At 63.1% G+C, this 22604-nt stretch carries 22 protein-coding genes; 9 read left to right on the top strand and 13 right to left on the bottom strand.

Features of this window, described 5'->3' with window-relative positions; all coding sequences use genetic code 11:
* The first annotated feature begins 104 nt into the window (after positions 1-104).
* The 5 genes from PLO63_00815 to PLO63_00795 all read left to right on the top strand — a co-directional run bounded on the left by PLO63_00815 (position 105) and on the right by PLO63_00795 (position 4516).
* Positions 105-641 carry a TRAP transporter small permease subunit gene (locus PLO63_00815; protein HOI72659.1) on the top strand — a complete coding sequence of 179 codons (537 nt, stop codon included), beginning with the start codon at positions 105-107 and terminating at the stop codon, positions 639-641.
* 85 nt (positions 642-726) lie between these two features.
* Positions 727-2031: a TRAP transporter large permease subunit gene (locus PLO63_00810; protein ID HOI72658.1), complete on the top strand. Its 1305-nt coding sequence runs from the start codon at positions 727-729 to the stop codon at positions 2029-2031.
* A 16-nt stretch (positions 2032-2047) separates the two neighbouring features.
* Positions 2048-2830 carry a 5-oxoprolinase subunit PxpA gene (locus PLO63_00805; GenBank protein HOI72657.1) on the top strand — a complete coding sequence of 261 codons (783 nt, stop codon included), beginning with the start codon at positions 2048-2050 and terminating at the stop codon, positions 2828-2830.
* Between the two features lie 16 nt (positions 2831-2846).
* Positions 2847-3554: a 5-oxoprolinase subunit PxpB gene (gene pxpB, locus PLO63_00800; protein HOI72656.1), complete on the top strand. Its 708-nt coding sequence runs from the start codon at positions 2847-2849 to the stop codon at positions 3552-3554.
* Complete coding sequence (locus PLO63_00795) at positions 3554-4516, top strand: biotin-dependent carboxyltransferase family protein (protein ID HOI72655.1); 963 nt, start codon at positions 3554-3556, stop codon at positions 4514-4516. Before pxpB ends, PLO63_00795 begins: the two co-directional genes overlap by 1 nt.
* On the opposite strand, the gene PLO63_00790 is transcribed toward PLO63_00795, so the two are convergent.
* Together PLO63_00790 and PLO63_00785 are read right to left on the bottom strand one after the other, a co-directional pair.
* Entirely contained in the window at positions 4488-5189 is a 702-nt protein-coding gene (locus PLO63_00790) for a hypothetical protein (GenBank protein HOI72654.1), read from the bottom strand. The genes PLO63_00795 and PLO63_00790 overlap by 29 nt on opposite strands.
* Positions 5190-5948 (bottom strand): hypothetical protein, encoded by a 759-nt coding sequence (locus PLO63_00785; protein HOI72653.1) that lies wholly within the window; start codon positions 5946-5948, stop codon positions 5190-5192.
* Between the two features lie 205 nt (positions 5949-6153).
* Between PLO63_00785 and PLO63_00780 the strand changes: the two genes are divergently transcribed.
* The 3 genes from PLO63_00780 to PLO63_00770 all read left to right on the top strand — a co-directional run bounded on the left by PLO63_00780 (position 6154) and on the right by PLO63_00770 (position 9681).
* Entirely contained in the window at positions 6154-7500 is a 1347-nt protein-coding gene (locus tag PLO63_00780) for a helix-turn-helix domain-containing protein (GenBank protein ID HOI72652.1), read from the top strand.
* Between the two features lie 198 nt (positions 7501-7698).
* Positions 7699-8874, top strand: a complete 1176-nt coding sequence (locus tag PLO63_00775) for a Xaa-Pro peptidase family protein (protein ID HOI72651.1) — start codon at positions 7699-7701, stop codon at positions 8872-8874.
* Between the two features lie 54 nt (positions 8875-8928).
* Entirely contained in the window at positions 8929-9681 is a 753-nt protein-coding gene (locus PLO63_00770; protein HOI72650.1) for an enoyl-CoA hydratase/isomerase family protein, read from the top strand.
* 77 nt (positions 9682-9758) lie between these two features.
* Here PLO63_00770 and PLO63_00765 read toward each other — a convergent pair whose 3' ends face one another.
* The 7 genes from PLO63_00765 to PLO63_00735 all read right to left on the bottom strand — a co-directional run bounded on the left by PLO63_00765 (position 9759) and on the right by PLO63_00735 (position 17987).
* On the bottom strand, positions 9759-10472 hold the full coding sequence (locus PLO63_00765) for an enoyl-CoA hydratase/isomerase family protein (protein ID HOI72649.1): 714 nt from the start codon (positions 10470-10472) through the stop codon (positions 9759-9761).
* A gap of 115 nt (positions 10473-10587) precedes the next feature.
* The gene (locus PLO63_00760; protein ID HOI72648.1) at positions 10588-12387 is read right to left on the bottom strand and encodes an acyl-CoA dehydrogenase; all 1800 of its coding nucleotides are present in this window, start codon (positions 12385-12387) and stop codon (positions 10588-10590) included.
* Positions 12388-12503: 116 nt separating this feature from the next.
* Positions 12504-13202 (bottom strand): MerR family transcriptional regulator, encoded by a 699-nt coding sequence (locus PLO63_00755; GenBank protein ID HOI72647.1) that lies wholly within the window; start codon positions 13200-13202, stop codon positions 12504-12506.
* Between the two features lie 100 nt (positions 13203-13302).
* On the bottom strand, positions 13303-14979 hold the full coding sequence (locus PLO63_00750; protein HOI72646.1) for a long-chain fatty acid--CoA ligase: 1677 nt from the start codon (positions 14977-14979) through the stop codon (positions 13303-13305).
* Positions 14980-15054: 75 nt separating this feature from the next.
* Complete coding sequence (locus tag PLO63_00745; protein HOI72645.1) at positions 15055-15819, bottom strand: enoyl-CoA hydratase/isomerase family protein; 765 nt, start codon at positions 15817-15819, stop codon at positions 15055-15057.
* A gap of 69 nt (positions 15820-15888) precedes the next feature.
* Positions 15889-16926 (bottom strand): nitronate monooxygenase, encoded by a 1038-nt coding sequence (locus PLO63_00740; GenBank protein ID HOI72644.1) that lies wholly within the window; start codon positions 16924-16926, stop codon positions 15889-15891.
* 227 nt (positions 16927-17153) lie between these two features.
* On the bottom strand, positions 17154-17987 hold the full coding sequence (locus PLO63_00735) for an acetoacetate decarboxylase family protein (GenBank protein ID HOI72643.1): 834 nt from the start codon (positions 17985-17987) through the stop codon (positions 17154-17156).
* 254 nt (positions 17988-18241) lie between these two features.
* On the opposite strand from PLO63_00735, the gene PLO63_00730 reads away from it, so the two are divergent.
* Entirely contained in the window at positions 18242-20671 is a 2430-nt protein-coding gene (locus PLO63_00730; protein ID HOI72642.1) for a PAS domain S-box protein, read from the top strand.
* Positions 20672-20696: 25 nt separating this feature from the next.
* Here PLO63_00730 and PLO63_00725 read toward each other — a convergent pair whose 3' ends face one another.
* From PLO63_00725 to PLO63_00710, 4 genes are all read right to left on the bottom strand, one after another.
* Complete coding sequence (locus PLO63_00725) at positions 20697-20885, bottom strand: hypothetical protein (protein HOI72641.1); 189 nt, start codon at positions 20883-20885, stop codon at positions 20697-20699.
* A gap of 63 nt (positions 20886-20948) precedes the next feature.
* Entirely contained in the window at positions 20949-21188 is a 240-nt protein-coding gene (locus tag PLO63_00720; GenBank protein ID HOI72640.1) for a helix-turn-helix domain-containing protein, read from the bottom strand.
* A 250-nt stretch (positions 21189-21438) separates the two neighbouring features.
* Positions 21439-21945 (bottom strand): redoxin domain-containing protein, encoded by a 507-nt coding sequence (locus PLO63_00715; protein ID HOI72639.1) that lies wholly within the window; start codon positions 21943-21945, stop codon positions 21439-21441.
* A 173-nt stretch (positions 21946-22118) separates the two neighbouring features.
* Positions 22119-22508, bottom strand: a complete 390-nt coding sequence (locus PLO63_00710; protein ID HOI72638.1) for a hypothetical protein — start codon at positions 22506-22508, stop codon at positions 22119-22121.
* Between the last annotated feature and the right edge of the window lie 96 nt (positions 22509-22604).

The following is a 22604-nucleotide window of genomic DNA, read 5'->3' as shown; positions in this document are numbered from 1 at the left end:
GACAGGTTGAAGCCGGGGGAGCCCGGGACCTATCCCGCGGTCCCCCGGCCTTTTTACTGCTGTCCCTGTCCGTGCCCCCCCTGATTCCTCTCGGAGAAACGCAGTTGAAAACATGGATCCGTTTCCTGGACGGTCTCTCCGGCGCCGGCGGCTGGCTGGCGGGCATCCTGATGGTGCTGGCCCTGCTCCTGGTCATCGGCGAGATCGTCGTCCGGAGCTTCTTCTCCGGAACCCTCTACATCACCGATGAATACTCGGGTTACCTGATGGCCATGCTGACCTTCACCGGTCTGGCCTACACGCTCCGCGAGCGCGGGCACATCCGGATGATGTTCCTTCCCCATGTCCTCAAGGGCCGGGCGCACATCATCTTCAACATGGCCTGCTTCGTTGTGGGCTTCCTGTTCTGCGCGGCCCTGACATCCTACACGTGGGATTTCTTCTGGGACTCCGTCGTCAACGAGTCCCGGTCGATGCAGATCTCGGAGACATACCTGGCGATCCCCCAGGCCTTCCTGCCCCTTGGATCGGCACTCATGACCCTGCAGTTCCTGGCGGAGTTTCTGAAGGGCGTCGCCCTTTTGAGGCAGGAAACGGAGGGAATCCGCATCCTGGAGGAGGCCGACGATCTCGGCCGGTAGCACGGTCCCCGCTTTCCGGATCCCACGGAGCAGGGAAGCGGATTGAAGCATGGAAGGGCGGTTCTCCGCCGCGGAGTGAAAACGAATGCAACCTGACCTCGGACCCGTTTCGGCAACGATCATCGGGCTCCTCATCCTGTTCCTGGGGGGATCCGTCTGGATCGGCATCTCCCTGTTCCTCGTCGGCATCGGCGGCTTCTTCTTTTTCAGCGACGTGTCCTTCGGCTCCATCATCGCCAACGTCGCCTGGAACAACACGAGCGGCTCGACCATGATGGCCCTGCCCTTCTTCATCTGGATGGGGGAGATCCTCTTCCGGAGCCGGATCTCGGCGGACCTCTTCCGCGGCCTTGCCCCCTGGATGGACCCCATCCCGGGCCGGCTCATCCATGTGAACGTCCTGGCTTGCACGTTCTTCGCCGCCGTCAGCGGCTCCTCGGCGGCGACGACGGCCACCGTCGGGAAGATCACTGTCCCGGAGCTGGAAAAGCGCAACTACGACCGGAACCTGTCCATCGGCTCGCTGGCCGGGGCGGGGACGCTGGGGTTCCTGATCCCCCCGAGCATGGTCATGCTGGTCTACGGCATCATCGGCGACGTCAGCATCGGAAAGCTCTTCATCGCGGGCTTCCTCCCCGGCTTCATGATCGTCCTTCTCTTCTGCGGCTACATCTTCATCCGCTGCCTGATCAACCCCGCCCTCGCACCGCGGGCGGAGGACCACTACACCTGGAAGGACCGCCTCCAGGCCATCCCGGCCATCGCCCCCGTCGTGCTCCTCGTGTTGCTCGTGCTGGGAAGCATCTACCTGGGCTGGGCCACGCCGACCGAGGCGGGAGGTGTGGGGGTCGTGGGGGCGCTGTTTTTCGCCGCCCTCACCCGGAGCCTCACCTGGGAGGTCTTCCGGACGAGCATGATCAACTCGATCAAGACAAGCTGCATGATCATGCTCATCGTCATGGGCGCCTCCTACCTCTCGAACGTCTTCGGATTTCTTGGCATCACCCGGGCCCTGACGGAATTTGTCGTCTCGATGCAGCTCACCCCCTACATGCTCATCGTCATCCTGACGGTTCTGTACCTGTTCCTGGGCTGCCTCATCGACGGCTTCTCCATGATCGTCATGACGGCCCCGCTGGTCCTGCCCCTGGTGGAGGCGGCCGGGTTCGACCTCGTCTGGTTCGGCATCTACCTGGTCATCATGATCGAGCTGGCCCAGGTGACACCGCCCGTCGGGTTCAACCTCTTCGTCATCAGCGGGCTCAACAACGACAGCCTCTTCCGGATTGCCAAAGCGGCGATGCCCTTCTTCCTGCTCATGGTCGTGGCGACGGTGCTGCTGACGGTCTTCCCCGACATCGCCCTCTACCTTCCCAACCGGATGAAGTGAGCCGGGAGGAGCCTCCATGAAGAGCATCGACCTGAACTGCGACATGGGAGAAAGCTTCGGCGCCTACACACTCGGGATGGACGCCGAGGCGATCCGTCACATCACCTCGGCGAACGTCGCCTGTGGCTTCCATGCCGGCGACGCTCGTGTCATGTATCGAACCGTTCAAATGGCAAAGGAAAACGGCGTGGCCGTGGGCGCCCACCCGGGCTACCCGGACCTGGCCGGTTTCGGCCGCCGGAAGATGGAATGCACGCCCGGGGAAATCCGCGATTACGTGATCTACCAGGCGGGGGCTCTCCGGGCCTTCTGCGACGCCCACGGCGTGGCGCTGCAGCACGTAAAGCCGCACGGGAGCCTGTACAACGAGAGCGTCGGGAACGAACCGATGCTTCGCGCCCTCATCGGAGCCGTCGCCCGGATCGACCGCCGTCTTGTCTACCTCGCCCTGGGAGGCGCCCAGGCGCCGCTGGTGAGCCGGATCGCCGAAGAGGCGGGGATCCGCGTCGCCTTCGAGGCCTTTCCCGACCGGGCCTATACGCCCGACGGGAAGCTCGCGCCCAGGAGCATGACCGGGGCCGTGATCGAGGACCCGGAAGAGGCCTCCGCCCGGGCGCTCCTGATGGCCCGGGAGGGAAAAGTGATCGCCACCGACGGGACGGTCCTCGAAATGGAGATCCACACGCTCTGCGTTCACGGCGACAATCCCGCGGCGGTGGCCCTGGTGAAGCGGATCCGCGGCGTTCTCGAGAAGGACGGGATCCGCGTCGCCCCCCTGGGAACCTTCATCGGTCGGTAAGGAGGATGGAATAACCGTGGCGCCTGCCCCGCTCGACAAGCCCCGGCTGCGGAACAGCGGCGACCTGGCCATCTTGGTGGAGTACGGCGACGCCATCGATCCCGCCATCAACGAAAAGGTCCGGGCCGTCTCGACCCTCCTGAAGCGGAACCTCCCCGAGGGCGTCCTGGCCATCGTTCCCGCCTATCGCTCCCTGTCCATCCGTTACGATCCCCTGCTGACCTCCCCGGAGCGCCTGTCGGCCGTCCTCACGGAACTGGAGGGTCATCTCCGGGAGGTGGAGATCCCGCCGCCCCGCGTCGTCGAGATCCCCGTCTGCTACGGCGGTGTCCACGGACCCGACCTTGGCGTCGTTTCGGAGCACAGCGGCCTGTCTATCGAGGAGGTCGTTTCCATCCACTCCGGAACGGAGTATCCGATTTACATGATCGGCTTCACCCCCGGCTTCTGCTACCTGGGCGGCCTCGACCGGCGGATCGCCACGCCGCGCCGGGAAACACCCCGGACGCTCCTGCCCGGCGGCTCCGTCGGCATCGCAGAGGCCCAGACGGGCGTCTACCCGGTGGACAGCCCCGGGGGCTGGCAGATCATCGGCCGGACGCCGCTTACGCTCTTTGCCCCGGAGCGGGAGGCACCCTTTCTCTATGAAGCAGGCGACCGCATCCGTTTCGTCCCGATCCCGGAGGAGGAATTCGACCGGGTCCACCAGGAGGAGAAGAGTTGATGGACGCTTTCCGCGTGCTCTCACCGGGTTCCCTGACGACGGTCCAGGACGGCGGACGCTACAGCTTCATCGACCGCGGCGTCCCCCCTTCGGGAGCACTGGACGGGTTCGCCTACCGCATCGCCAACCTGCTGGTCGGGAATCCGCCGGAAGCGGCCGTCCTGGAGTTGACGCTCCAGGGTCCTGCCCTGGAGGTCCTCTGTGAAGCCGACGTGGCCCTGACCGGGGCCGACATGGGGGCAACGCTCAACGACGGGCCGGTGGCGCTCTGGAAGTCCTTCCGGGTGAAGGGGGGAGACATCCTCCGGTTCCATTTCGCCACGACCGGATGCCGGACCTGCCTGGCCGTCTCGGGGGGAATCGACGTCCCCGTCGTCATGGGAAGCCGCGCCACCTGCCTGAAGGCAAAGATCGGCGGCGTCGGGGGGAGGGCGCTGAAAAAGGAGGATGTCCTCCGGCGGGGCGCCGGCGCCCTCCTGGCGGCACCCCGCCGGCTCCCGTTCCGCTGGATCCCGACGTACCGGGCCGACATCGTCCTGAAGGCCCTGCCGGGGCCCCAGGAAGATGCCTTCCGTTCCGGCATGGAGACGTTCTTCGACGCCGACTACGTGGTGACTCCCCAATCGGACCGCATGGGTTACCGCCTCCAGGGCACGCCGATCCATCATGACGAGGGAATCCCCCAGAGCATCATCTCGGAGCCGGTCCTCCCGGGCAACGTACAGCTGCCCGCCGACGGGCAGCCCATCATCCTCCTGGTGGAGCAGACCACGGGGGGCTATACGAAAATCGCGACGGTCATCTCGACGGATCTCTCGAAGGTGGCCCAGGCCATGCCGGGCAACCGGATCTGGTTCAAGAAAGTGACCCTGGAAGAGGCGCACGCCCTTTACCGGAGCGAGGCGGCACGCATGAAGGAGATCGAGGCGTTTTTCAGCGGTACAACCGGTCCCCGATCCTGAGCAACGTGACGTACAGAATTTCGCAGGCCCCCCGGTCGGAGTCCTCGCGGGTCAGGCTGGTCTTCAACTGGATGGTCTGCCCCTCAATCAGCCCTTCGCCGTTCACCAGGTATCCCTCGATCACGACACGATCCTTGACGCCCACGTCCCGGTCGATGGCCCGGAAGAGGTTTCCCGTCGCCGGAATGAGATGGTTGTTGGATCCGTGGGACATGGCATATTCGAAGCTCACGGGCGGCTCCTCCCCCTTGATCCGGAACCAGGCGAGGCGGGTGTTGTCGTGCTTGATCTGCAGGTTCTTGGCCACGTCCGGATCCGTGAGGCGGCCCCAGACGAGGGCCAGGTCGAAGGGCATCACCTCGGCGCCCCACCCGGAGGTGTACTTTCTCTTCGAGGCGACGACGGCGGCGATCCGGTACCGGGCCACGGGGACCAAGTCCACGAAGCCGGCCTTGAGCTTGATGCGGATTTTTTCCTGCGTCGGGGAAGGCTCCTGGACGGGATCGGCCTTGACGTCAATGGGCGGCAGGGCGGTGGCGACGGAGGTCGCCTTCTCCCCGCAACCCGCGAAGATAATGACCGCCAGGAGGAGCATCCACCCGGCTCGCCGGCAGATCCACCGGATGCCTGTTGCAGGGGAGCCCATGAGGGTGCGGTGTCCGGGCATGGGCATCTACTTCTTCCAGACGAACCGTTCCTGCTCCACCGCCGTCGGGTCCACGCCCAGGCTTTCCAGCTCCTTCAGCGCTGTATCCATCATGGGGGGCGGACCGCAGAGGTAGAAGGCGGCCCCCGGCTTCACGCCGTGCCGCTTCAGGATGTCGGCGCTGATACGCCCTTTCTCGAAAAGCATCCGCGGCGTCCCCGCTTCGAAGTGGCCTTCCACCGACTCCTCCCGGCTCAGGCAGTGGACCACCGTGAGGTCGAGATCGCGGGTCATGGCGCGGATCTCGTCCAGGCAGAAGGTCTCGGAGAGGGTTTTGTTCCCCCAGAAAAGGAGGACCCTGTTCTTTGCCTTGCCGTTCCGGAAATGCCTCAGCACGCTCAGGAACGGCGTGATGCCCACCCCTCCGGCGACCATGACGATCTCGGGCTTCTCGTCGATGCCCCGGCAGAAGACACCCAGGGGTCCGGCAACCTTCACGGAATCGCCGGGCATCAGGCCGGGGATGGACGAGGTGAAGGCCCCCTCCTTTTTGATGGAGAAGCGCAGGAGGGCATCCTCGGGAGCGGCGGAGATGGTGAACGGGTGCGGCTCGCTCCAGCCTTCGGGCCCGGCGAGCCGGATGGAGGCGAACTGCCCGGCCTTCCGGGCTGCGAGTTTCCCGTCCGTCCCCTCCAGGTAGACCGAGTTCACCTCATGGTTTTCCGGGACCACGCGGACGACCTTCCAGACATTCTTTTCTTCCTGCCCTGCATTGGCTGATGTCATCTCGAGACCTCCATGGCGATCCTGCCGCACTGAACGTACCATATTTCCCTCCGGGGCTCTCCGTTTTTTCTTGGGATTCACCGGCTTTATTCTTCCGGCTTGACGAATCGGGCTGAACGGCCCTATGTCTATCGGGACGCAGCGTAGCAATATCCTCCCGGCATCCGGCGGTCTTTCCCAAACCCTGCAACAGGGAGCAGGAACGATGAAACGGCAGGCCATCCTACCCAGCGGATCCTTCCGGGGCGCCACCCCCAGGCTGCCGTCGACCCCTGAGAAAATTCCCTTCCCCGTGAGTCCCATCATCCACTCCGCCCTGCGGGCCATCTACGCGGGAGGCCCCAAATCGCGGTGGCTGTCGGACGCCCACGGCCATCCGTATTACCCCTACGAGACAAGGGCGGGGAACATCGTCTTCTTCTACGAGCCCCCGCCGGACTACTCCCCGCGCTTCCACCCGACCATCGCCCTGTACTACACGCCCCGCCTCGATTTCATCTACTCGGGCCGGCTGAGGGACACCGTCCGCAGCCTGTCCGTGGAGTCCGCGGACGTCCTGATGATCCTGATGTCCGCCATCGCCCGCCTGGACAACCCCCGGACGGGGATCGCCCACATCACGCCCGAGGAGATCGCGGCCATGAGGAACATCCGCCTCCGCCGCGGCAGGGCGAGGAACCTGATCGAGGACCTGAAGGCGGAAGTCTTCCGTCTTGCAGACCTGAGGGTGTTCATGACCTGGAAGGACTACCGGACCGGCGGCACGGTCGCCTTCGGCGGGGAGAGGCCGGACCGCCTGCTGGACCTCCTGGACGTGGAATACCGCCGCCGGGATCGCGGCGGAACCGTGTTCCGGTATCGTTGCGGCCAGGCCCTGTCCCATTTCCTGGACGTGGAGGGGCTGTTCTGGATCGGCTACTACGGCAGGGCCCTTCTCCATCTGAACCCGTACCAGGAGGCGTTCACCAAGAAACTGGGCACCTACTGGACGCTCATCGGAACGGTCGCCGGGAAAAAGGGAGAGCTGCCCCGGGCGACCCCGCGGAGCATCCTCGACTTCTGCGGAGAAAGCGTGAACCGACGCAATCCGGGCCACATGGTGGACGCCTTCTTCAAGGCCCATGAGAGGCTCATGGAGATCGGCATCATCGAGAGCGACGACCTGCGGGAACCCGTCAGCCGGACGAAGGGTTACATGGCACAGTGGCTCGAGACGCCCGTCACGGTGAAGCTCTCGGAGAAGCTCTGGAAACCGGCCCGGAGGATCCCCGCGAAGCGACAGGCCCGCCTCCCCGCACCGGGTACAAAGCGGCGGCCTTCCCGGACGGCGGGCATCCCCGGTGAGACGGACCAGCTGGCCGCACGGCCTCAACTGGTGAAGGAGTTGCGGGCCCGGTTCCACCTCCGCCAGGCGGACCTGGCGAAGAAGCTCGGAGTCACGCGCCAGACCCTCTCGCGCTATGAACGGGGCCTCTCCCGGATCCCGGAGCCGCACTCGGAAACGATCATCACCGTATTGCGGCGGATCGCGTCCCGCCACGAGGAACGCTGAGAGACAACCCCGACCCATCCCCCACGAAAGCGGCACCCATCTCCGAGGAATGCGCCTGCGGCCAATGGTCCGGCGCCCCTGCCCATCGGCTCTGACGACGGTTTAACACGGCCTAAATACAATAAGCGGAACATGCGCCGGACCAGCAGTCCGGTATCATGCACCGGCATCGCAAATCCACCGACAGGAGAACCAGTCATGGACGGGATGAAGCGAATCCAGGACCTGCAGACCCGGATGGCCGACCGGAACCTCGCCGCGGTCCTTATCGGCTATTCCAGGAACATCCTCTACTACACGGGTACGGCCCAGCCTTCGTGGCTGGTCGTCCTGCCCGGAGACTGCACGCTGTACGTCCGGAGCGGACTGGACTTCGCCAGGAACGACGTCTTCATCCCGCAGGAAAAGCTCCGGGAGGAGCGACGCCTGGAACGGATCGGCGAGGCCCTTTCCGCCCGGATGCGAGGGGGCGACCGGCGTCTCGGCGTGGAGATGGACATCCTGACGGCGGAACAGTTTCGTCAGGTCGGGAAATGCTTCCCCGGCTTCGAATTCGTCGATGTCTCTTCCGTCTCGCTGGACCAGAGGAAGAAGAAAGAGCCGGCCGAGATCGAGAAGATCCGGAAGGCCTGCGGGGCCATCCATGCGGGCCACGAGGCGGTGCTGGCCGCCCTGAGGGAGGGAATCACGGAGCTGGAGCTGGCTGCGGCAGTCGAGAACGCCCACCGCCTGGCGGGCCACGAGGGAATCTTCTTCATCCGCCAGCCCGACTTCTTCATGAGCCGGGGCCCCATCAGCTCCGGTCCCAACCTCTTGAAGATCAGCGGTGTCGTCTACACCATCACGGGGGTGGGCCTGAGCCCGTCCGTACCGGCGGGCCCCTCGAGGAGGAAGATCGGGACCGGCGACATCGTGATCGTGGACATCCCCACACTGGTGGACGGCTACCACGCCGACCAGACGCGCACCTACTGCCTGGGGAAGGCCGGGAAGGAGATTCTCTCCCTCTACGACGACCTGCGCTCCATCGCCGACCACCTGATCGCCGCCATCCGCCCGGGGATCCCCTGCACGGAGGTCTATCGGATGGCCGTCGAAAAGGCCGGCGAGCTGGGGCGCCGGGAGACGTTCCAGCATTTCGGGGGCGGCAAGATCTCCCGGATCATCGGGCACGGCATCGGCATCGAGCTGAACGAGCCCCCCATCCTGTCCGGGTACGACTCCTCCCCCCTCGAGGAGGGCCAGGTCGTCGCCCTGGACCTGCACATGCTCGACGAGGGGCTGGGTGTCGTCAAGCTGGAGGACATGATCCACATCCGGGCGGAAGGGAACGAGATCCTGACCCCGACGCCGCGGATTCTCTTCGAGGTTTAGAGTACCTGCCGGAGGCATCTTGCTTCCGGCAAACCAGGGAAAGGAGGTTAGAGCATGCAGTTTCTGGAGGTGAGCAGGGAACACGGCATTGCGACGGTCATGCTGAGCCGCGGGAAAGTGAACGCACTGAACGAGCCCTTTATCGACGAGCTGACGGCCTGCTTCCGGGATCTGGCCGTGGATCCCGCCGTCCGGGCCGTCATCCTGACGGGGAAGGGAAAGTTCTTCACCTACGGGTTCGACATCCCGGAGTTCCTGGAATACGGTCGGGAGGATTTCCTCCGCTACCTCACGAAATTCACCCGCTTCTACGGCGACCTGTTCCTGGTTCCCAAGCCCGTCGTGGCGGCCCTCAACGGACACACGATGGCGGGGGGCTGCATGATCGCCATCGCCTGCGACTACCGGGTCATGGTCACGGGCAAGGCGAGGATCTCCCTCAACGAGATCAACTTCGGCTCGTCGCTGTTTGCGGGGAGCGTGGAGATCCTGAAGATGTGGCTGGGGCAGAAGAACGCGGAGACCTTCGTCTACTCCGGCGCCCTCTACTCGGCCGAGGAGGCCCTCGGGCTCGGCCTCGTCCACGAGGCAGTTGCGGAAGAGGACGTGGCACCGCGGGCGATGAAGATGGCCGAAGAGCTGGCCACCAGGGACGCCCCCGCGTTCGGCAGCATCAAGAAGCTCCTCCGGGGACCCCTGGCGGAGCGGATCCGGCAGCGGGAGCGGGCCTCCCTCCTGGAGTTCGTCGACATCTGGTACTCGGACGCGACGTGGCGAAAGCTCCAGGAGAAGCAGATCCGCTCGTAAGGCAACGGGGAAAACAGGTCAGATTTATTTTCTATGTTGAACTGCAAAAAAAAATCTGACCTGTTTTCCCGGGAATGTCAGGCGAGGAATTGGCCCGACCGGATGACCTCCGGATCCTCCTCTTCGAGGATGCGGACGACGCCCGCGTTCATGCGGGCCTTCATGACCCCGTAAATGCCGCGCCGCTTGTTGAGGCCCCTGGCGAAGCTCAGGGCCTCCGCGTCCAGCGACTCTACCGGACAGGCCTTGCGGACGATCCGGTGCGTCTCGCACTCCTCGGCGGTCAGCCTCACGCCCGTGTAGAACATGTCGTTCAGGACGGTCATGGGGATGGCCTTCTTCAGGATCGCGATGAATCCGGGCCAGAAGGGAACGCCGATATCCACCTCGGGCAGGCAGAAAAAGCCCCGCCCCGTGCGCATGAACCGGAAATCGAAGCAGCAAGAGAGGACCGCCCCTCCGGCAAAGGCATGGCCGTTCAGGACCGCCACGGTCGGCATCGGGTACAGGAGCAGGCGCTTGAAGAAGGTGTCCAGGGAATGGAAGTACCGGTAGACGGTCTCCATCTCGTCCCGGCCGATCATGTCCGTGACCCAAGCGACGTCGATCCCGTTGGAGAATATTTTGTCATGGGCGGAGCGGAGGACGAGCGCGTTCGCCTCCGTCTTCTCTTCGATCTCGTCCAGGACCGTCATGAAGCCCTCGACGAAAGGCAGGTTGATGCGGTTCTCCCCGTCGTTCATGGTGAGGACGGCAACCGTCCCGTCCAGCGTGTACTCAAATCCGGCCATTCCGAATCCTCCCCGTCATTCGCAGGGGGACCGCCCTCCCGGACGATCCCCCCGCAGAGATGATCATAACAATCACAGACCCGGGACCCCGCCGCGCAGGCGGGCCCACATCCCGCTACAGCGCCGCCTCCTCGACCTGGACGGCGGTCAGGTCCTCCATCTTGATGATCCGGGCCCGGCCGAAGACCTGGGGCAGGAAGTTCCGGCAGTAATACTGCACCGCCGCCACCTTGCCGCGGTAAAAATCGGCGTCCGCTCCCGCATCCCCGCCCTCCAGCCTGGTCTGGGCGATCATGCCCTGTTCCAGAAGCAGGTGGGCGACGGCCACCTCGGACATGCAGTCGAGAAACCGCGTCGAGGTGAGCGGGATCAGGTCGAGCTTCCCTTCCCCGAAGTACCGGCCGTAGTCCATCACCAGCCCGACCACCGCCTCCAGGGCCTCTTTCAGGATCTCCAGCTCCTTGCCGAAGGTCCGGTCTTTCTCGTGGTCCTTGATGAAGGCCGAGACGTCCTCGGCCCAGGCCTGGAAGACGGCGCCTCCGCCCATGTTCAGCTTCCGCCCCACCAGGTCGGCGGACTGGATGAAGTTCGTGCCGTCCCAGATGGAGAGGATCTTGCAATCCCGGGTGTACTGCTCGATGGGGTACTCCTTGGTGAATCCGTACCCCCCGAGGGCCTGGATGCCGTCCCGGCCCATCTCGAAGATCCGGTCCGAGCAGTAGGCCTTCACCAGCGGCGTAAACAGCTCCAGGCGGCCCTTCGCCTTCCGCCGCCTGTCCGGATCGGGGCAGTTCCTCGACAGGTCCTCCATGAGGTAGGTCTTGTAGACGAGCGCACGCATCCCCTCCGTCAGGGATTTCAGGTTCAAAAGCATCCGGCGGATGTCCGCGTGCTCCACGATCCGGATCCGCTCGCCGCCCATGGCGAACCGCGTCCCCTGGACGCGCTCCTTCGCGTATTCCAGGACGTTCGCGTAGATGTTCGCGCCGAAGGCCACCGCCTCCAGCCCCACGGCCATCCGGGCCACGTTGACCATCTGGAACATGTAGGCCAGCCCCTTGCCGGCCTCCCCGATCAGGTGCCCCCGGCACTGCCCGTTTTCCCCGAAATTCAGGACGCAGGTGGCCGAGCCGTTGAGGCCCATCTTGTGCTCGATGCCGATGCAGGCCACGTCGTTCGGTTTGCCCAGCGTTCCGTCCTCATTCACCCAGATCTTGGGCACGGCGAAGAGGGATACGCCCTTCGCCCCCGCCGGCGCGCCTTCGATCCGGGCGATGACCAGGTGGACGATGTTCTCGGTCAGGTCGTGCTCGCCGGAGGTGATGAAGATCTTCGTCCCCTGGATTTTGTAGTATTTCCCGTCGGGTGACGCCTTCGCGGCGACCATATGGGCGTCGGAGCCCACCGCCGGCTCCGTCAGGCACATGCTGCCGCCCCAGGTGCCGTCGTACATCTTCGCGCAGAAGAGGTCCTTCTGCTCCGGGGAGCCGAAGCTCTCGATCATGGACCCGTTGCCCGGTCCCAGCCCCGCGAAGCAGCCGAAGGAGAAATTGGCGCTGATGAAAAACTCCATCGCCGCCTCGGCCACGATCAGGGGCAGTCCCTGGCCCCCGAAGTCCGTCTTCATCGCCAGGGCGAACCAGGAGCCCTCCCGGAAAACCTTCCAGGCGTGCTTGAACGATTCCGGCACCAGGACCCGGCCCTGGTCGAACCGGCACCCCTGCCGGTCGCCGTCCTGGAACGACGGCGCCACGTCATTGGCCGCGATCTTCTGGGCCTGGTCGAGGATCATGTCGAAATCTTCCATGGTGAATCCCCGATACGGCTCCAGCTCCAGGAGCTGATCGATGCCCAGGTGTTCCTTCAGGACGAACTTCACGTCCCTGTCATCCCGCTTGTAAAAATTCTGTCCCATGCAATCCTCCGCTACAATCGACACCGTTCATGAATGAAGCGTCGCCCGTCGTAACTCGACGCAGACGGCGCCGCATGATTTTCACAAGAGACTTCCGGAGCGCGGCAGCGATGCGCTTACTTGTCCTCCAGGCTCATTTTGATGTGCGACCGGATCTTCCTCTGGAAGAGCCTCCTCAACAGGTAACCGCGCGTGTACTCCGCCGCCTTCGACAGCTCGATGGAGATCTCCATGTTCTCCTTCAGGCTCCGGTCCCGGACGATCTTCTCCCGGATCGCGAATTCCTGATCGATCATCCGGTCTCCGATGTTCAGGTATTCAACAAAGTCGTCCCAGCAGTTCTCGAACTGCAGGATTCTCTTCAGGACGTCCTTTCCCCACAGGACGTCTTCATGGTTGTAGAGCTCCCGGCCCTCGTCATGGACGTAGGGCATGATGAGCCCCATTGTTTCCGCCGTCTCCAGCTCCTGTGCCGTCAGCCCCGTCTGTGACAGGAATTCCGTCCGGTTCATGAGCCGGCTGTCGACGGCGTTCCCGGGAGGATTGAAGATCACGTCCTCCACGGATTCGGCCTCCTGCAGGCTCAGGCCGCTGTCCATCCTTCTTAAGATGTTCTTGATGATCGCCAGGGGAAAGTGCCTGTTTTCCTGCAGGTAAAGGATGGTCTGGAGCGTCTGGACACAGCTCTCGTCGTAGTGGGAAAGCAGCTTGCCGACCTTCTCGGGAACGGGCAGCAGGCCGTTGGCGACATAATAGCGGATGGTGGATATGGGCACGCCCGTCATCTTGGACAGCTCTCCGATTCTCAATCCCATATCATTTTCTCCTTCCCGGAATGAATCCCGTGCCGCTGCATAGCCGACTTCCCGTTCCCGAATCAAGGATTCCCGGCATCGCCGGGAGGAGGCCGGCTCCCTATTTCGCCTTCCGGGCCGCCAGCTCCTCGTCCCTGAGCACCCGGCGCAGGATCTTGCCCACGGCCGTCTGCGGCAGGGCCTGCCGGAACTCGACGTATTTCGGAACCTTGTATGCAGCGAGCTTCGCCTTGCAGAAATCGGTGATCTCCTTCTCCGTGGCCGTCTCGCCCTGCTTCAGGACCACGAAGGCCTTCACCGTCTCTCCGCGGTACGTGTCCGGGATCCCGACGACGCACGCGGCCTGCACCTTGGGGTGCTGGTAGAGGACCTCGTCCACCTCCCGCGGATAAATATTGTACCCGCCGGCGATGATGACGTCCTTCTTCCGGTCGACGATGAACAGGTACCCCTCTTCATCCAGGTAGCCGATATCGCCCGTGGAGAGCCACCCGTCCCGGATGACCTCGGCCGTCGCCTCGGGATTGTTGTAGTACTCCTTTGTGACCTGGGGTCCCTTGAGCAGGATCTCCCCGGCCTCGCCGAGCTTCTGGTCTTTCGTTCCCGTTTCGACGTCGACGATGCGGCAGTCCACCTCCGGCAGCGGGATTCCCACGCTCCCGAGCTTGGTCTTCCCCCGCCAGGGGTTGAACGTGGCCAGGGCCGACGTCTCGGAGAGCCCGTACAACTCAACGATCGAGGAGCCGGTGAGGGCCTCCCACTGGTGGATCGTCTCCAGGGCGACCGGCGCGGCCCCGGAGAAGCAGCCCTTGATGAAGTCCATCTTCATGGACGTGAATTTCGGGTGGTTCAGGAGCCCCACGAACATCGTCGGGACACCGCCGAACAGGGTGGGCTTGAAGCGCAGCGTCAGCTCGCAGATCGTGTCCGGCGTGGGCCGGGGAACGAGGATGTTGGTCCACCCCCTCATGATGGCGTTGTTCATCATGTCGGTATAACCGGCCACGTGGAAGAAGGGCAGGACGGCCAGCAGCCGCTCCTTCCCGTCTTCCGTATCGAACAGCCAGGCCCGGAACTGCTGGGCGGCGACGCTGGAGTTGGCATGGCTGATGACGACGGCCTTGGAGACGCCCGTCGTTCCGCCCGTGAAGATGAAGGCCGCCGGATCGTCGAAATCGACTTTCGTGTCCGGGGGCAACGAAACGGGACCGGCCAGGAGGGCGCTGAACTCATAGACGCCGCTCTCCGGAGGAATATCGAAATGCAGGGCGGCAACCTCCTTGACCAGGGGATCGTCGGCGGCGTCGGCCGGCAGGTAGTCCCGGGCATGGCAGACCACCACCTTTTCAATCTTTGTGGTGCCCTTGAGGGACAGCACCGTCGGCACGAACAGGTCCATCGCAACGGCTACGCGCGCCTCGGAGCTGTTCAGGTTGTGCTCCAGTTCCGCGGGCGTGTAGAGGGGGTTGTTCATCACCGCCACGGCCCCCAGGCGAAACAGGGCATAGGTGGCGATGACCATCTGTGGAATGTTGGGCAGGATCAGGGCAACCTTGTCGTTCTTCTTCACGCCCAGGCCGTGCAGGGCGGCGGCGAACCGGTCGACGCTCTCGTCCAGCTCCCGGTAGGTGATCTCTTTTCCCATCAGAATGAGTGCGACATGGTCCGGAAAACGCGACGCCGTCCTTTTCAGAACGGCGCCCATGGTTATTCTCTCAATGTTCAACGTCGGTGAAACGCCCGCCACGTATGCCTTGTGCCAGATTCTGTCTTCCATGCTTTTTCCTTTCTCTCCCAACGGATCGCTTTCGCGGGCTAAGATGAATGAAAAAGTCCTTTTCCCTGTCGGTCGTTACCCGGCGTTCTGCGAGGTCATCTCCACCATGCACATCGCCTGGTTCCGGTCTTCCAGCATGATTGCGTCCTCAAGGCTGAGCCCGCCGGTGTTCCGGTTCAGGGCCTCCTTGGTCAGTCTCAGCCCGATCGGCGATTTCCCCGCCATGGTCTGCGCCATCTTCATGGCCTCCTCCAGCAGGCGGTCCTTCCCGACGATGGCCTGGACAAATCCGATGCGATAGGCCTCGTCGGCGCCGAACTTGTCACCCGTCATCAGGTATCGCGCCGCATTCCCGGCCCCCACGATGCGTGGGAACAGCCAGGAAGACCCCATGTCCGCCCCGCCGGTACCGATGTTGATGTAGGCGGCGATGAATTTCGCCTCCGGGGCGGCAATCCGGACGTCGCAGGCCGCCGCGATGGACAGCCCCGCCCCCGCCGCCCCACCGTTGACGGCGGCGATGATCGGCTGGGGACAGCGCCTCATGAAAAGGATGAAATCGGAAAAAAGTTTCTGAAACTCGTAGACGGCCTTGGGTTTGAAGCCGCCGGGGGGAATGAAATTCATAAGATCATTCATGTCCATGCCGGCATTGAACGCCTTTCCGGCCCCGGTCAGGACGATCACCCGGGTGTCATGGTCGCGGAACCGCTCCTGGAAGAAATCCCGGAACTCGCTGATCATGACGTAGTTCATGGCATTCATGGCCTCGGGACGGTTGAAGGTCAGGACCCCGACGGGCCCCTCCCTTACGAACTGCATCGTCTCATAACTCATCATCGACCTCCTCATACAAGTTCATGCAAGGGTGCATGTATCTTTCTTTCTCCTTTTCCTGTCCATGGGACGTCAGGACAACTGGACCGCGAAGCGGTCGCGCACGGCACCGGCCTCCCGGACCGTCCGCTCCATCAGGGCGGAGACCGTCGGGATGTCGTGCATCAGGCCGGTTACCTGTCCGACCGGGAGAATGCCCTTCACCATGTCGCCGTTCTCCGTGGCCAGCCGGAACGCCTTGCCGGCGTTCGCGAAGTAGGCCAGTTGCCGGGCGTTCTTCCATCCTGACAGGAGGACGCCGATGAAGAGCTTGAAGAAGGGCAGGTGGAGCATCGTGGCGATCTCGCGGGCGTTGAAGAAGGCGGCCGGCAGGTCCAGTCCGCGCCGGATCGCCTTGTGCGCCGTCTCCGTCTCCATGACCCGGCAGAAGAGGCCGTCGATGCGTTTGGAGTAGAGCGTGTCGGAGACGCCCTTTTCGAGGGACAGCTTCTTGAAATTCTCGTGGAGCGGGCTTTCCTTCGTCGTCATGAAGCGCGTCCCCATGGCGATGCCGTCCGCCCCCAGGGCCAGCGCGGCGGCGAGGCCCTTGCCGTCGGCGAATCCGCCCGCGGCGATGATGGGGATCTTGATCTTCTCAGCCAGGCTGGGGATGAGAATCATGGACGCGACGGCCTCTCCGTGGGCCGCGGCCTCGTAGCCCGTGGCGATCACGGCGTCGACCCCGTATTCCTCGGCGCGCCTGGCGTGCTGCTCCTTGACGACGGTGGCGATCACCTTGCCGCCGTATTTGTGCGCCTCCCGGACCAGCCAGTCCCCCTTGCCCAGGGCGAAATTGATGACCGGGACCTTCTCCTCCAGGAGCACCTTGGCCGTCTCCATCGCCCCGGGAAACATCAGGGACGTGTTGGCCCCGAAGGGCTTGTCCGTCAGCTTCCGGATCTCCCGGATCGACTGCCTCGTCTGCTCCTTGTCCAGGGGACCCGTCGCCAGGATGCCCAGCCCTCCGGCGTTCGAAACCGCCGCCACCATCTTGGGCACGCTGATCCAGCTCATTCCGGACAGGACGATCGGATACTGGATGCCAAACAACTCCGTGATGCGTGTTTTCATGTCTATTCTCCGGTAATCATGAATTTATTTCGCAAAATGAGAGGCTGTTCCATAACGGCTACTATAAACTATTACTTTACACTTCCAGAACAAACAGGACTTGTCAAGGGAAAAGACCGGGGAGCGGATGGGGGACATGAGGCAAGAACGCAAAACGGGGACGGATTCCAGTCCGCCCCCGTTTTCGCGAGCATGGAACAAACAAGATGTGTCTTCCAGGATGACGGCTACAGAAGAATGCGCTGGTCGCTGTAGTCCTTGGCGCCGACGGTCTTCACGATGCCGGCGCCCAGCCATTCCCGGACCTCCAGGGCATGGAAGCAGTTGACGATGTTGTAGAGCGTGGGCAGTTCCTCCCACGTCGCCTCGTGGAATTTCACCGAGCCGCTTCCCACCCACCGTTCGGTCACGGTCTTGTTGGGATCCGCATGCGGCGTGAGCGTCGCGTAGGCGGCGTCGGCGGTTCCCCAGTCGCCCGTCCGGGGCATGTACTTGAAGTGCAGGACCCCCTCGGACGCCGGATCGACCAGTTTGGCGGCCTCCTCCGGCGAGGGCACCCTCAGGTCGGAGGCGCGCAGGTCCATGAACTTGAAGCCCAGCCAGGATGCGGTGCAGTGGGTCGTGCCCGCCAGAACGGCCGGCTCCGGAAGCTCGCAGTAAATCTTCGAATATCCCAGCTCCTCGCGGCCCGTGATGATCGGGTCGCAGAGGTTCTCCCAGAGGACCGTCAGGAAATCCCCCTCGACGACGTCCCGCTTCCCCTTGAACACGGCGGGAAAGGAAAGCCCCATGTGGTTGTATCCGCGCCCCGCCAGCCAGGGTATTTCCTTGAGGCAGGTAAAGCGCACGGAAACGACCGGCTCCGCCCGGAGCGAGAAGCCCTCGGGAAGGAGCGCCTCCAGCTGCGCGGGATCGGTCCGGAAAGAGACCGTGATGACGGTAGCCTTGGGGGCGTCCTTGCTGAAGAGTGTATGATTCGATCCCCGCTGCCGGGGACCCAGGCTGGGACCGAAAACGACGGGCATGCGGTAGAATTTCCCCGGCTGCATCCTGAACGGCATTGCGATTCCTCCTTGAAGGGCATTCAAACGGAATGTTCCACGGGCGGCAGCATAGGCCCGGCGTCCTGCTGCGTCAATGGGAATAGCACCTCAAATCATTCATCCATGGCCATCCCCGCACAACGGCTCAATCAGCAGCGTCCCCTAATATCGTTTGCATATTCCTCGCGATAAGCTAATATGCCGACCTTGGAAATCAGGAATACAACTGCTCAGACCGCCTGTTCAACATTCTTGCTGCGCCGGGAGAGAAGATGAGCCGAGAAAGCCAGTTGTCGCTGTTTCCTGTAACCAGCCCACAAGAAAACAGCCTTCCGTCACCCCTCCTGTTCACGGAAACAATCCCCGGGAAAAAGAGGCCGGATTCAGGACCGTATCTGAAAACCCATCGCGCCCTCGCTGACAGGTCGAGCGAGGGGATCCTGATCCTGCAGGACGGAATCTTCACCTTCGTGAACCGCCGGGTGTCCGATCACCTGGGAGTGCCGATCGAGGGGCTGGAAGGACCCCCCTTCTTCGACCATGTCTGGCACGAGGACCGGGACAGGGTTTTGGCCTATTATCAAAAGCGCGTCAAAGGAGAGAATGTCCCGGACAGCTACGAGTTCCGAGTCGTCAATCGGGACGGGGGATTGACCTGGGTTCGCCTGTCCGCGGTTGGTATCCCCTGGAACGGCCGCCCGGCAATCCTGTACCTGCTGACGGACATCACCAAGCGAAAAGACGCGGAAGAAGAGTTGCGGCTCAGCGAGATCAAGTTCCGCGCCCTCGCGGAAAGCACCTCCGCCCTCATCTTCCTGATCCAAGACACGAAAATCCAGTACGTCAACCCAGCCTTCGAGGCGGTCACCGGATACTCCATGGAAGACGTCGCCGGCATGAATTTCTGGGACATCGTCCACCCGGATCACCGGGAGATGGTGAAAGCCAGGGGACTCAAGCGCCTGGAGGGGGAGGAGCAGCCGCCGCGCTATGAAATCAGGATCGTCGCCAAGGACGGCACGGAGAAGTGGCTGGACCTCTCCTCGACGGTGAGTAGGATTCACAACAAGAATACAACCGTCGCCTCCGCCTTCGACATCACCGAGCGGAAGCGTGCCGAGCAGTCGCTCCGGGAGTCCCGGCAGCAGTTGATGGACATCATCAACTTTTTCCCCGACGCGACGGTCGTCGTCGACCGGGAGGAAAAGATCATCGCCTGGAACCGGGCCGCGGAGCTTCTGACCGGAGTGAAAAAAGAAGACATGCTCGGCAAGGGGAACCGGGAGTACTCCATCCCCTTCTACGGCGACCGGAGGCCCGCCTTGATCGACCTGGCCCTTCACCCGGACCCGGCGGCGGAAGCGAGATTTACGTCCATCCGGAGAACCGGGGACATCATCTTCGGAGAGGCGTACACCCCGAACATCCCTCCCGGAGACGTCCACATGTCCGCCAAGGCCTCGGTGCTCCGGGACTCCCGGGGGGAGATCGTCGCCGCCATCGAATGCCTCCGCAACAACACGGAGCGCCGGCAAATGGAAGAGCGCCTGGCCCGGGCCGAGAAGATGGAGGCCCTGGGCACGCTGGCGGGCGGCGTGGCCCATGACCTGAACAATGTCCTGGGCGTGCTGGTGGGCTACTCGGAGCTGCTGGCGGAGAAGCTCCCCGAGGGTACTTCCACCCGGAAGTACGCCGAGAACATCCTCACCTCCAGCATCAAGGGGGCAGCCATCATCCAGGATCTCCTGACACTGGCCCGGCGGGGCGTACCCATCTCGGAGGTGATCGGCCTGAACCGGGTCGTTACGGACTACCTGCAGGCCCCGGAATTCGAGAAGCTGCTGTCGTTCCACCGGGGGGTGGTCGTCCGGCCCGAGCTGGCTGAAGACCTGCTCAACATCAAGGGATCGCCGATCCACCTGTCCAAGACGGTCATGAACCTGGTGTCAAACGCCGCCGAGGCGATCTCCGGCCAGGGAGTCGTTACGGTCCGGACGGAGAACCGCCACCTGGACCGGCCGCTCAGCGGATACGACGACATGCAGCCGGGGGACTACGTCGTCCTGACGGTCTCCGACACGGGGAACGGCATCCCCGCCAGGGACATCGACAAGATCTTCGAGCCCTTCTACTCCAAGAAGGTCATGGGGAGAAGCGGAACGGGCCTGGGGCTGGCCATCGTCTGGGGTACCGTCAAGGACCACGGCGGATACATCGACGTGAAGAGCGGCGAGGGGACGGGAACGACTTTCGCCCTCTATTTCCCGGTCACCCGGGAAGAGCCCGCGCGGGTGGAAGGCGCCCGGCCTGCGGAATCCCTGGCGGGCCGGGGGGAAACCGTCCTGGTGGTGGACGACGTTCGGGAGCAGCGGGAGCTGGCGATCAGCATGCTGACCCGGCTGGGGTACCGGGCCGAGGCGGTCGCCAGCGGGGAAGAGGCGGTGGATCACGTCAACCGGAAGACGGCGGACCTGGTTGTCCTGGACATGATCATGGATCCGGGGATCGACGGCCTGGAGACCTACCGGAGGATCCGGAAGATCAATCCCCGCCAGAGGGCCATCATCGTCAGCGGCTTCTCGCAGACGGAGCGGGTCCGGGAGGCCCAGGAACTCGGCGCCGGGACCTTCGTCCGGAAACCCTATGTCCTGGAGAAGATCGGCCTCGCCGTGCGAAGGGAGCTGGACCGGGCTATGGAATGACCCGGACCGGCCTTACGATTACGACTCAAAAGTGAAAATACGTCGGCTCCTCGTGGCAGTCGAACGTATTGAGCACCTTTCTCGCTTTTTCCCTGATGGGCACTACAGCCGTCGGCTTCGCCGCCGAAACGGGAGCCGGGGTCTCCCGGTCCGCTTTCGCATAGCCCGCCATGCCGAAATTCATCGTGTCCGCAACAGCCGCCTGTTCGATCATCCTGAAACCTCCTTCCAGTCCCTAGACACCTTCTTCCCCACAACCATATCTTCCGCTGTCCGCTTAAAAAAGGCGGAGCTGGCCGCTGTCTTTTGCCGCCGCGGACTCAACCCTCGTTGCATATTCACGGATTTCCGCGAACTCCTCCGGCTGATAGAGAAGCCTCCGGTCCCGAAAGCGGTGTCCCGAGGGAATCTTCCCTTCCTGCCGCCAGCGCCAGAAGGTCTGCCGCGATATCTGCAGCTCCCGGACAATATCCGCGGCCGTGAAATACACTGTGTCGTTCAAAACAATCTGGTTCATAAAACGTATCGCGATGCATCATGACGTTACAGTGCGTAACACCATAGCACGGCAAGTCACTTTGTCAAGAAAAAGCTTTGTGGATATCGTCTGTTATCGATGGATGGACCAGGGCGGCAACCGCCGGGGGTTTAGCTTTTTTCACCATGCGATGGGACCCGGACAGAAAAAGGGGGTTGACCGATCCACGGCCAATCCCCTTTTGCATGCGGCAACGTTGCGGAAGAATCCCTCCCCCCATCGCCCGGCCCTAAGATCCCTTCAACCCGTCCAGCACCTTCAGGATGGCGCTGTTCTCCGGGATGTCCGACATGCTCGTGCCATACTGGACGAAGGCCAGGGAACCCTTCCGGTCGACCACGAAGAGGGCCGGCATGAGTCCGAACTTCAGCAGCTTCCACTCCTGGCCGTAGCGATCGGAGAGGGTCCCCTCCGGATCGGGAACTCCGATCATGGGGAGGGCCTCTTCCTTCCACCGGGCCGCGACTTTTTCCGTGGAATGGGGCGCCACGACGACAATCGTGGCGTTCCTGGACGTGAACTCCCCGAAATCCTGTTTCATCTGGACCAGATGTTTCCGGGTGTAGGGTCAACTGAACCCGCGCAGGAATACAAGCACCACAGGACCCTGCTGCCTCAGCTCCGACAGGATCACCTTGCGGCCGTCCTGGGAGACCGCTTCGAAATCGGGCGCCGCCGCGCCGACGGCCAGGACCACGGCCGCGACAATCGACGCCAGGATGACAGACCGAATCATGGGACACCTCCTTTGGCAATCCGGGGCCCGCCATCCCTCACGGCCCCCCGCGGGGGACGGGCAGTTTCTCAGGGAGCAGGACCGCCGAGCGTCGACGCGTCCGCCCCTTGCCCAAACCCTGTACCATATCCGGAGGTGCTTTTCTTCTACACAGATCGCCGGGACACGGCCTTCTACCGATACTGCTGCGGCTCGAACCTGATGCCCCGTTTCTTGGTGGTATCGCCGGCTTTACCGATCTCCTCCACTTCATGATCGGAAACTTTGCTGCAGCAGTATAATTGAACGAACAACAATGCAGACCCAACGGGAAGAGCAAAAGCCGTGATCAGCAGATTCTGAAAACTGTCGAGCTTGACCCAGAAGAAGGTAATGGAAAGAATCAAGACCAGGCCCGGCAAGGCCCAGGCAAAAAGTTTATACGTGAGACTGTTCCCGTAGATGCGCCGGAAGGCAAAGGCAACGGCGACAATCCCGTAGATGTGCCTGAGGGCGAAAGCAACGGCTACAACTCCAACAAAGATAAAGAATGCGGCACCCATGGTTCCTGTAAATACGTTCATGTTTCCCCTCCTGGATATCCATCACTCAACGAATGACCCGTTCCGGACCCGCGATTATTCTATTCCCTTCTGCACAGGGCAAACCGCGACCGTGCT

It is taken from the genome of Syntrophales bacterium, assembly GCA_035363115.1.
Lineage (GTDB): Bacteria > Desulfobacterota > Syntrophia > Syntrophales > PHBD01 > PHBD01.
This window is presented reverse-complemented; position numbering and strand designations above follow the sequence as displayed.

Excerpts from the sequence above, each read along its gene's own strand:
- PLO63_00760 (HOI72648.1), bottom strand. The coding sequence starts at position 12,387 with ATGGGACAGAATTTTTACAAGCGGGATGACAGGGACGTGAAGTTCGTC.
- PLO63_00755 (HOI72647.1), bottom strand. The coding sequence starts at position 13,202 with ATGGGATTGAGAATCGGAGAGCTGTCCAAGATGACGGGCGTGCCCATA.
- PLO63_00740 (HOI72644.1), bottom strand. The coding sequence starts at position 16,926 with ATGAAAACACGCATCACGGAGTTGTTTGGCATCCAGTATCCGATCGTC.
- PLO63_00770 (HOI72650.1), top strand. The coding sequence starts at position 8,929 with ATGCAGTTTCTGGAGGTGAGCAGGGAACACGGCATTGCGACGGTCATG.
- PLO63_00735 (HOI72643.1), bottom strand. The coding sequence starts at position 17,987 with ATGCCGTTCAGGATGCAGCCGGGGAAATTCTACCGCATGCCCGTCGTT.
- PLO63_00795 (HOI72655.1), top strand. The coding sequence starts at position 3,554 with ATGGACGCTTTCCGCGTGCTCTCACCGGGTTCCCTGACGACGGTCCAG.
- PLO63_00790 (HOI72654.1), bottom strand. The coding sequence starts at position 5,189 with ATGCCCATGCCCGGACACCGCACCCTCATGGGCTCCCCTGCAACAGGC.
- PLO63_00775 (HOI72651.1), top strand. The coding sequence starts at position 7,699 with ATGGACGGGATGAAGCGAATCCAGGACCTGCAGACCCGGATGGCCGAC.
- PLO63_00710 (HOI72638.1), bottom strand. The coding sequence starts at position 22,508 with ATGAACGTATTTACAGGAACCATGGGTGCCGCATTCTTTATCTTTGTT.
- PLO63_00765 (HOI72649.1), bottom strand. The coding sequence starts at position 10,472 with ATGGCCGGATTTGAGTACACGCTGGACGGGACGGTTGCCGTCCTCACC.
- PLO63_00750 (HOI72646.1), bottom strand. The coding sequence starts at position 14,979 with ATGGAAGACAGAATCTGGCACAAGGCATACGTGGCGGGCGTTTCACCG.
- PLO63_00785 (HOI72653.1), bottom strand. The coding sequence starts at position 5,948 with ATGACATCAGCCAATGCAGGGCAGGAAGAAAAGAATGTCTGGAAGGTC.
- PLO63_00725 (HOI72641.1), bottom strand. The coding sequence starts at position 20,885 with ATGATCGAACAGGCGGCTGTTGCGGACACGATGAATTTCGGCATGGCG.
- PLO63_00780 (HOI72652.1), top strand. The coding sequence starts at position 6,154 with ATGAAACGGCAGGCCATCCTACCCAGCGGATCCTTCCGGGGCGCCACC.
- PLO63_00745 (HOI72645.1), bottom strand. The coding sequence starts at position 15,819 with ATGATGAGTTATGAGACGATGCAGTTCGTAAGGGAGGGGCCCGTCGGG.
- PLO63_00730 (HOI72642.1), top strand. The coding sequence starts at position 18,242 with ATGAGCCGAGAAAGCCAGTTGTCGCTGTTTCCTGTAACCAGCCCACAA.
- PLO63_00805 (HOI72657.1), top strand. The coding sequence starts at position 2,048 with ATGAAGAGCATCGACCTGAACTGCGACATGGGAGAAAGCTTCGGCGCC.
- PLO63_00720 (HOI72640.1), bottom strand. The coding sequence starts at position 21,188 with ATGAACCAGATTGTTTTGAACGACACAGTGTATTTCACGGCCGCGGAT.
- PLO63_00810 (HOI72658.1), top strand. The coding sequence starts at position 727 with ATGCAACCTGACCTCGGACCCGTTTCGGCAACGATCATCGGGCTCCTC.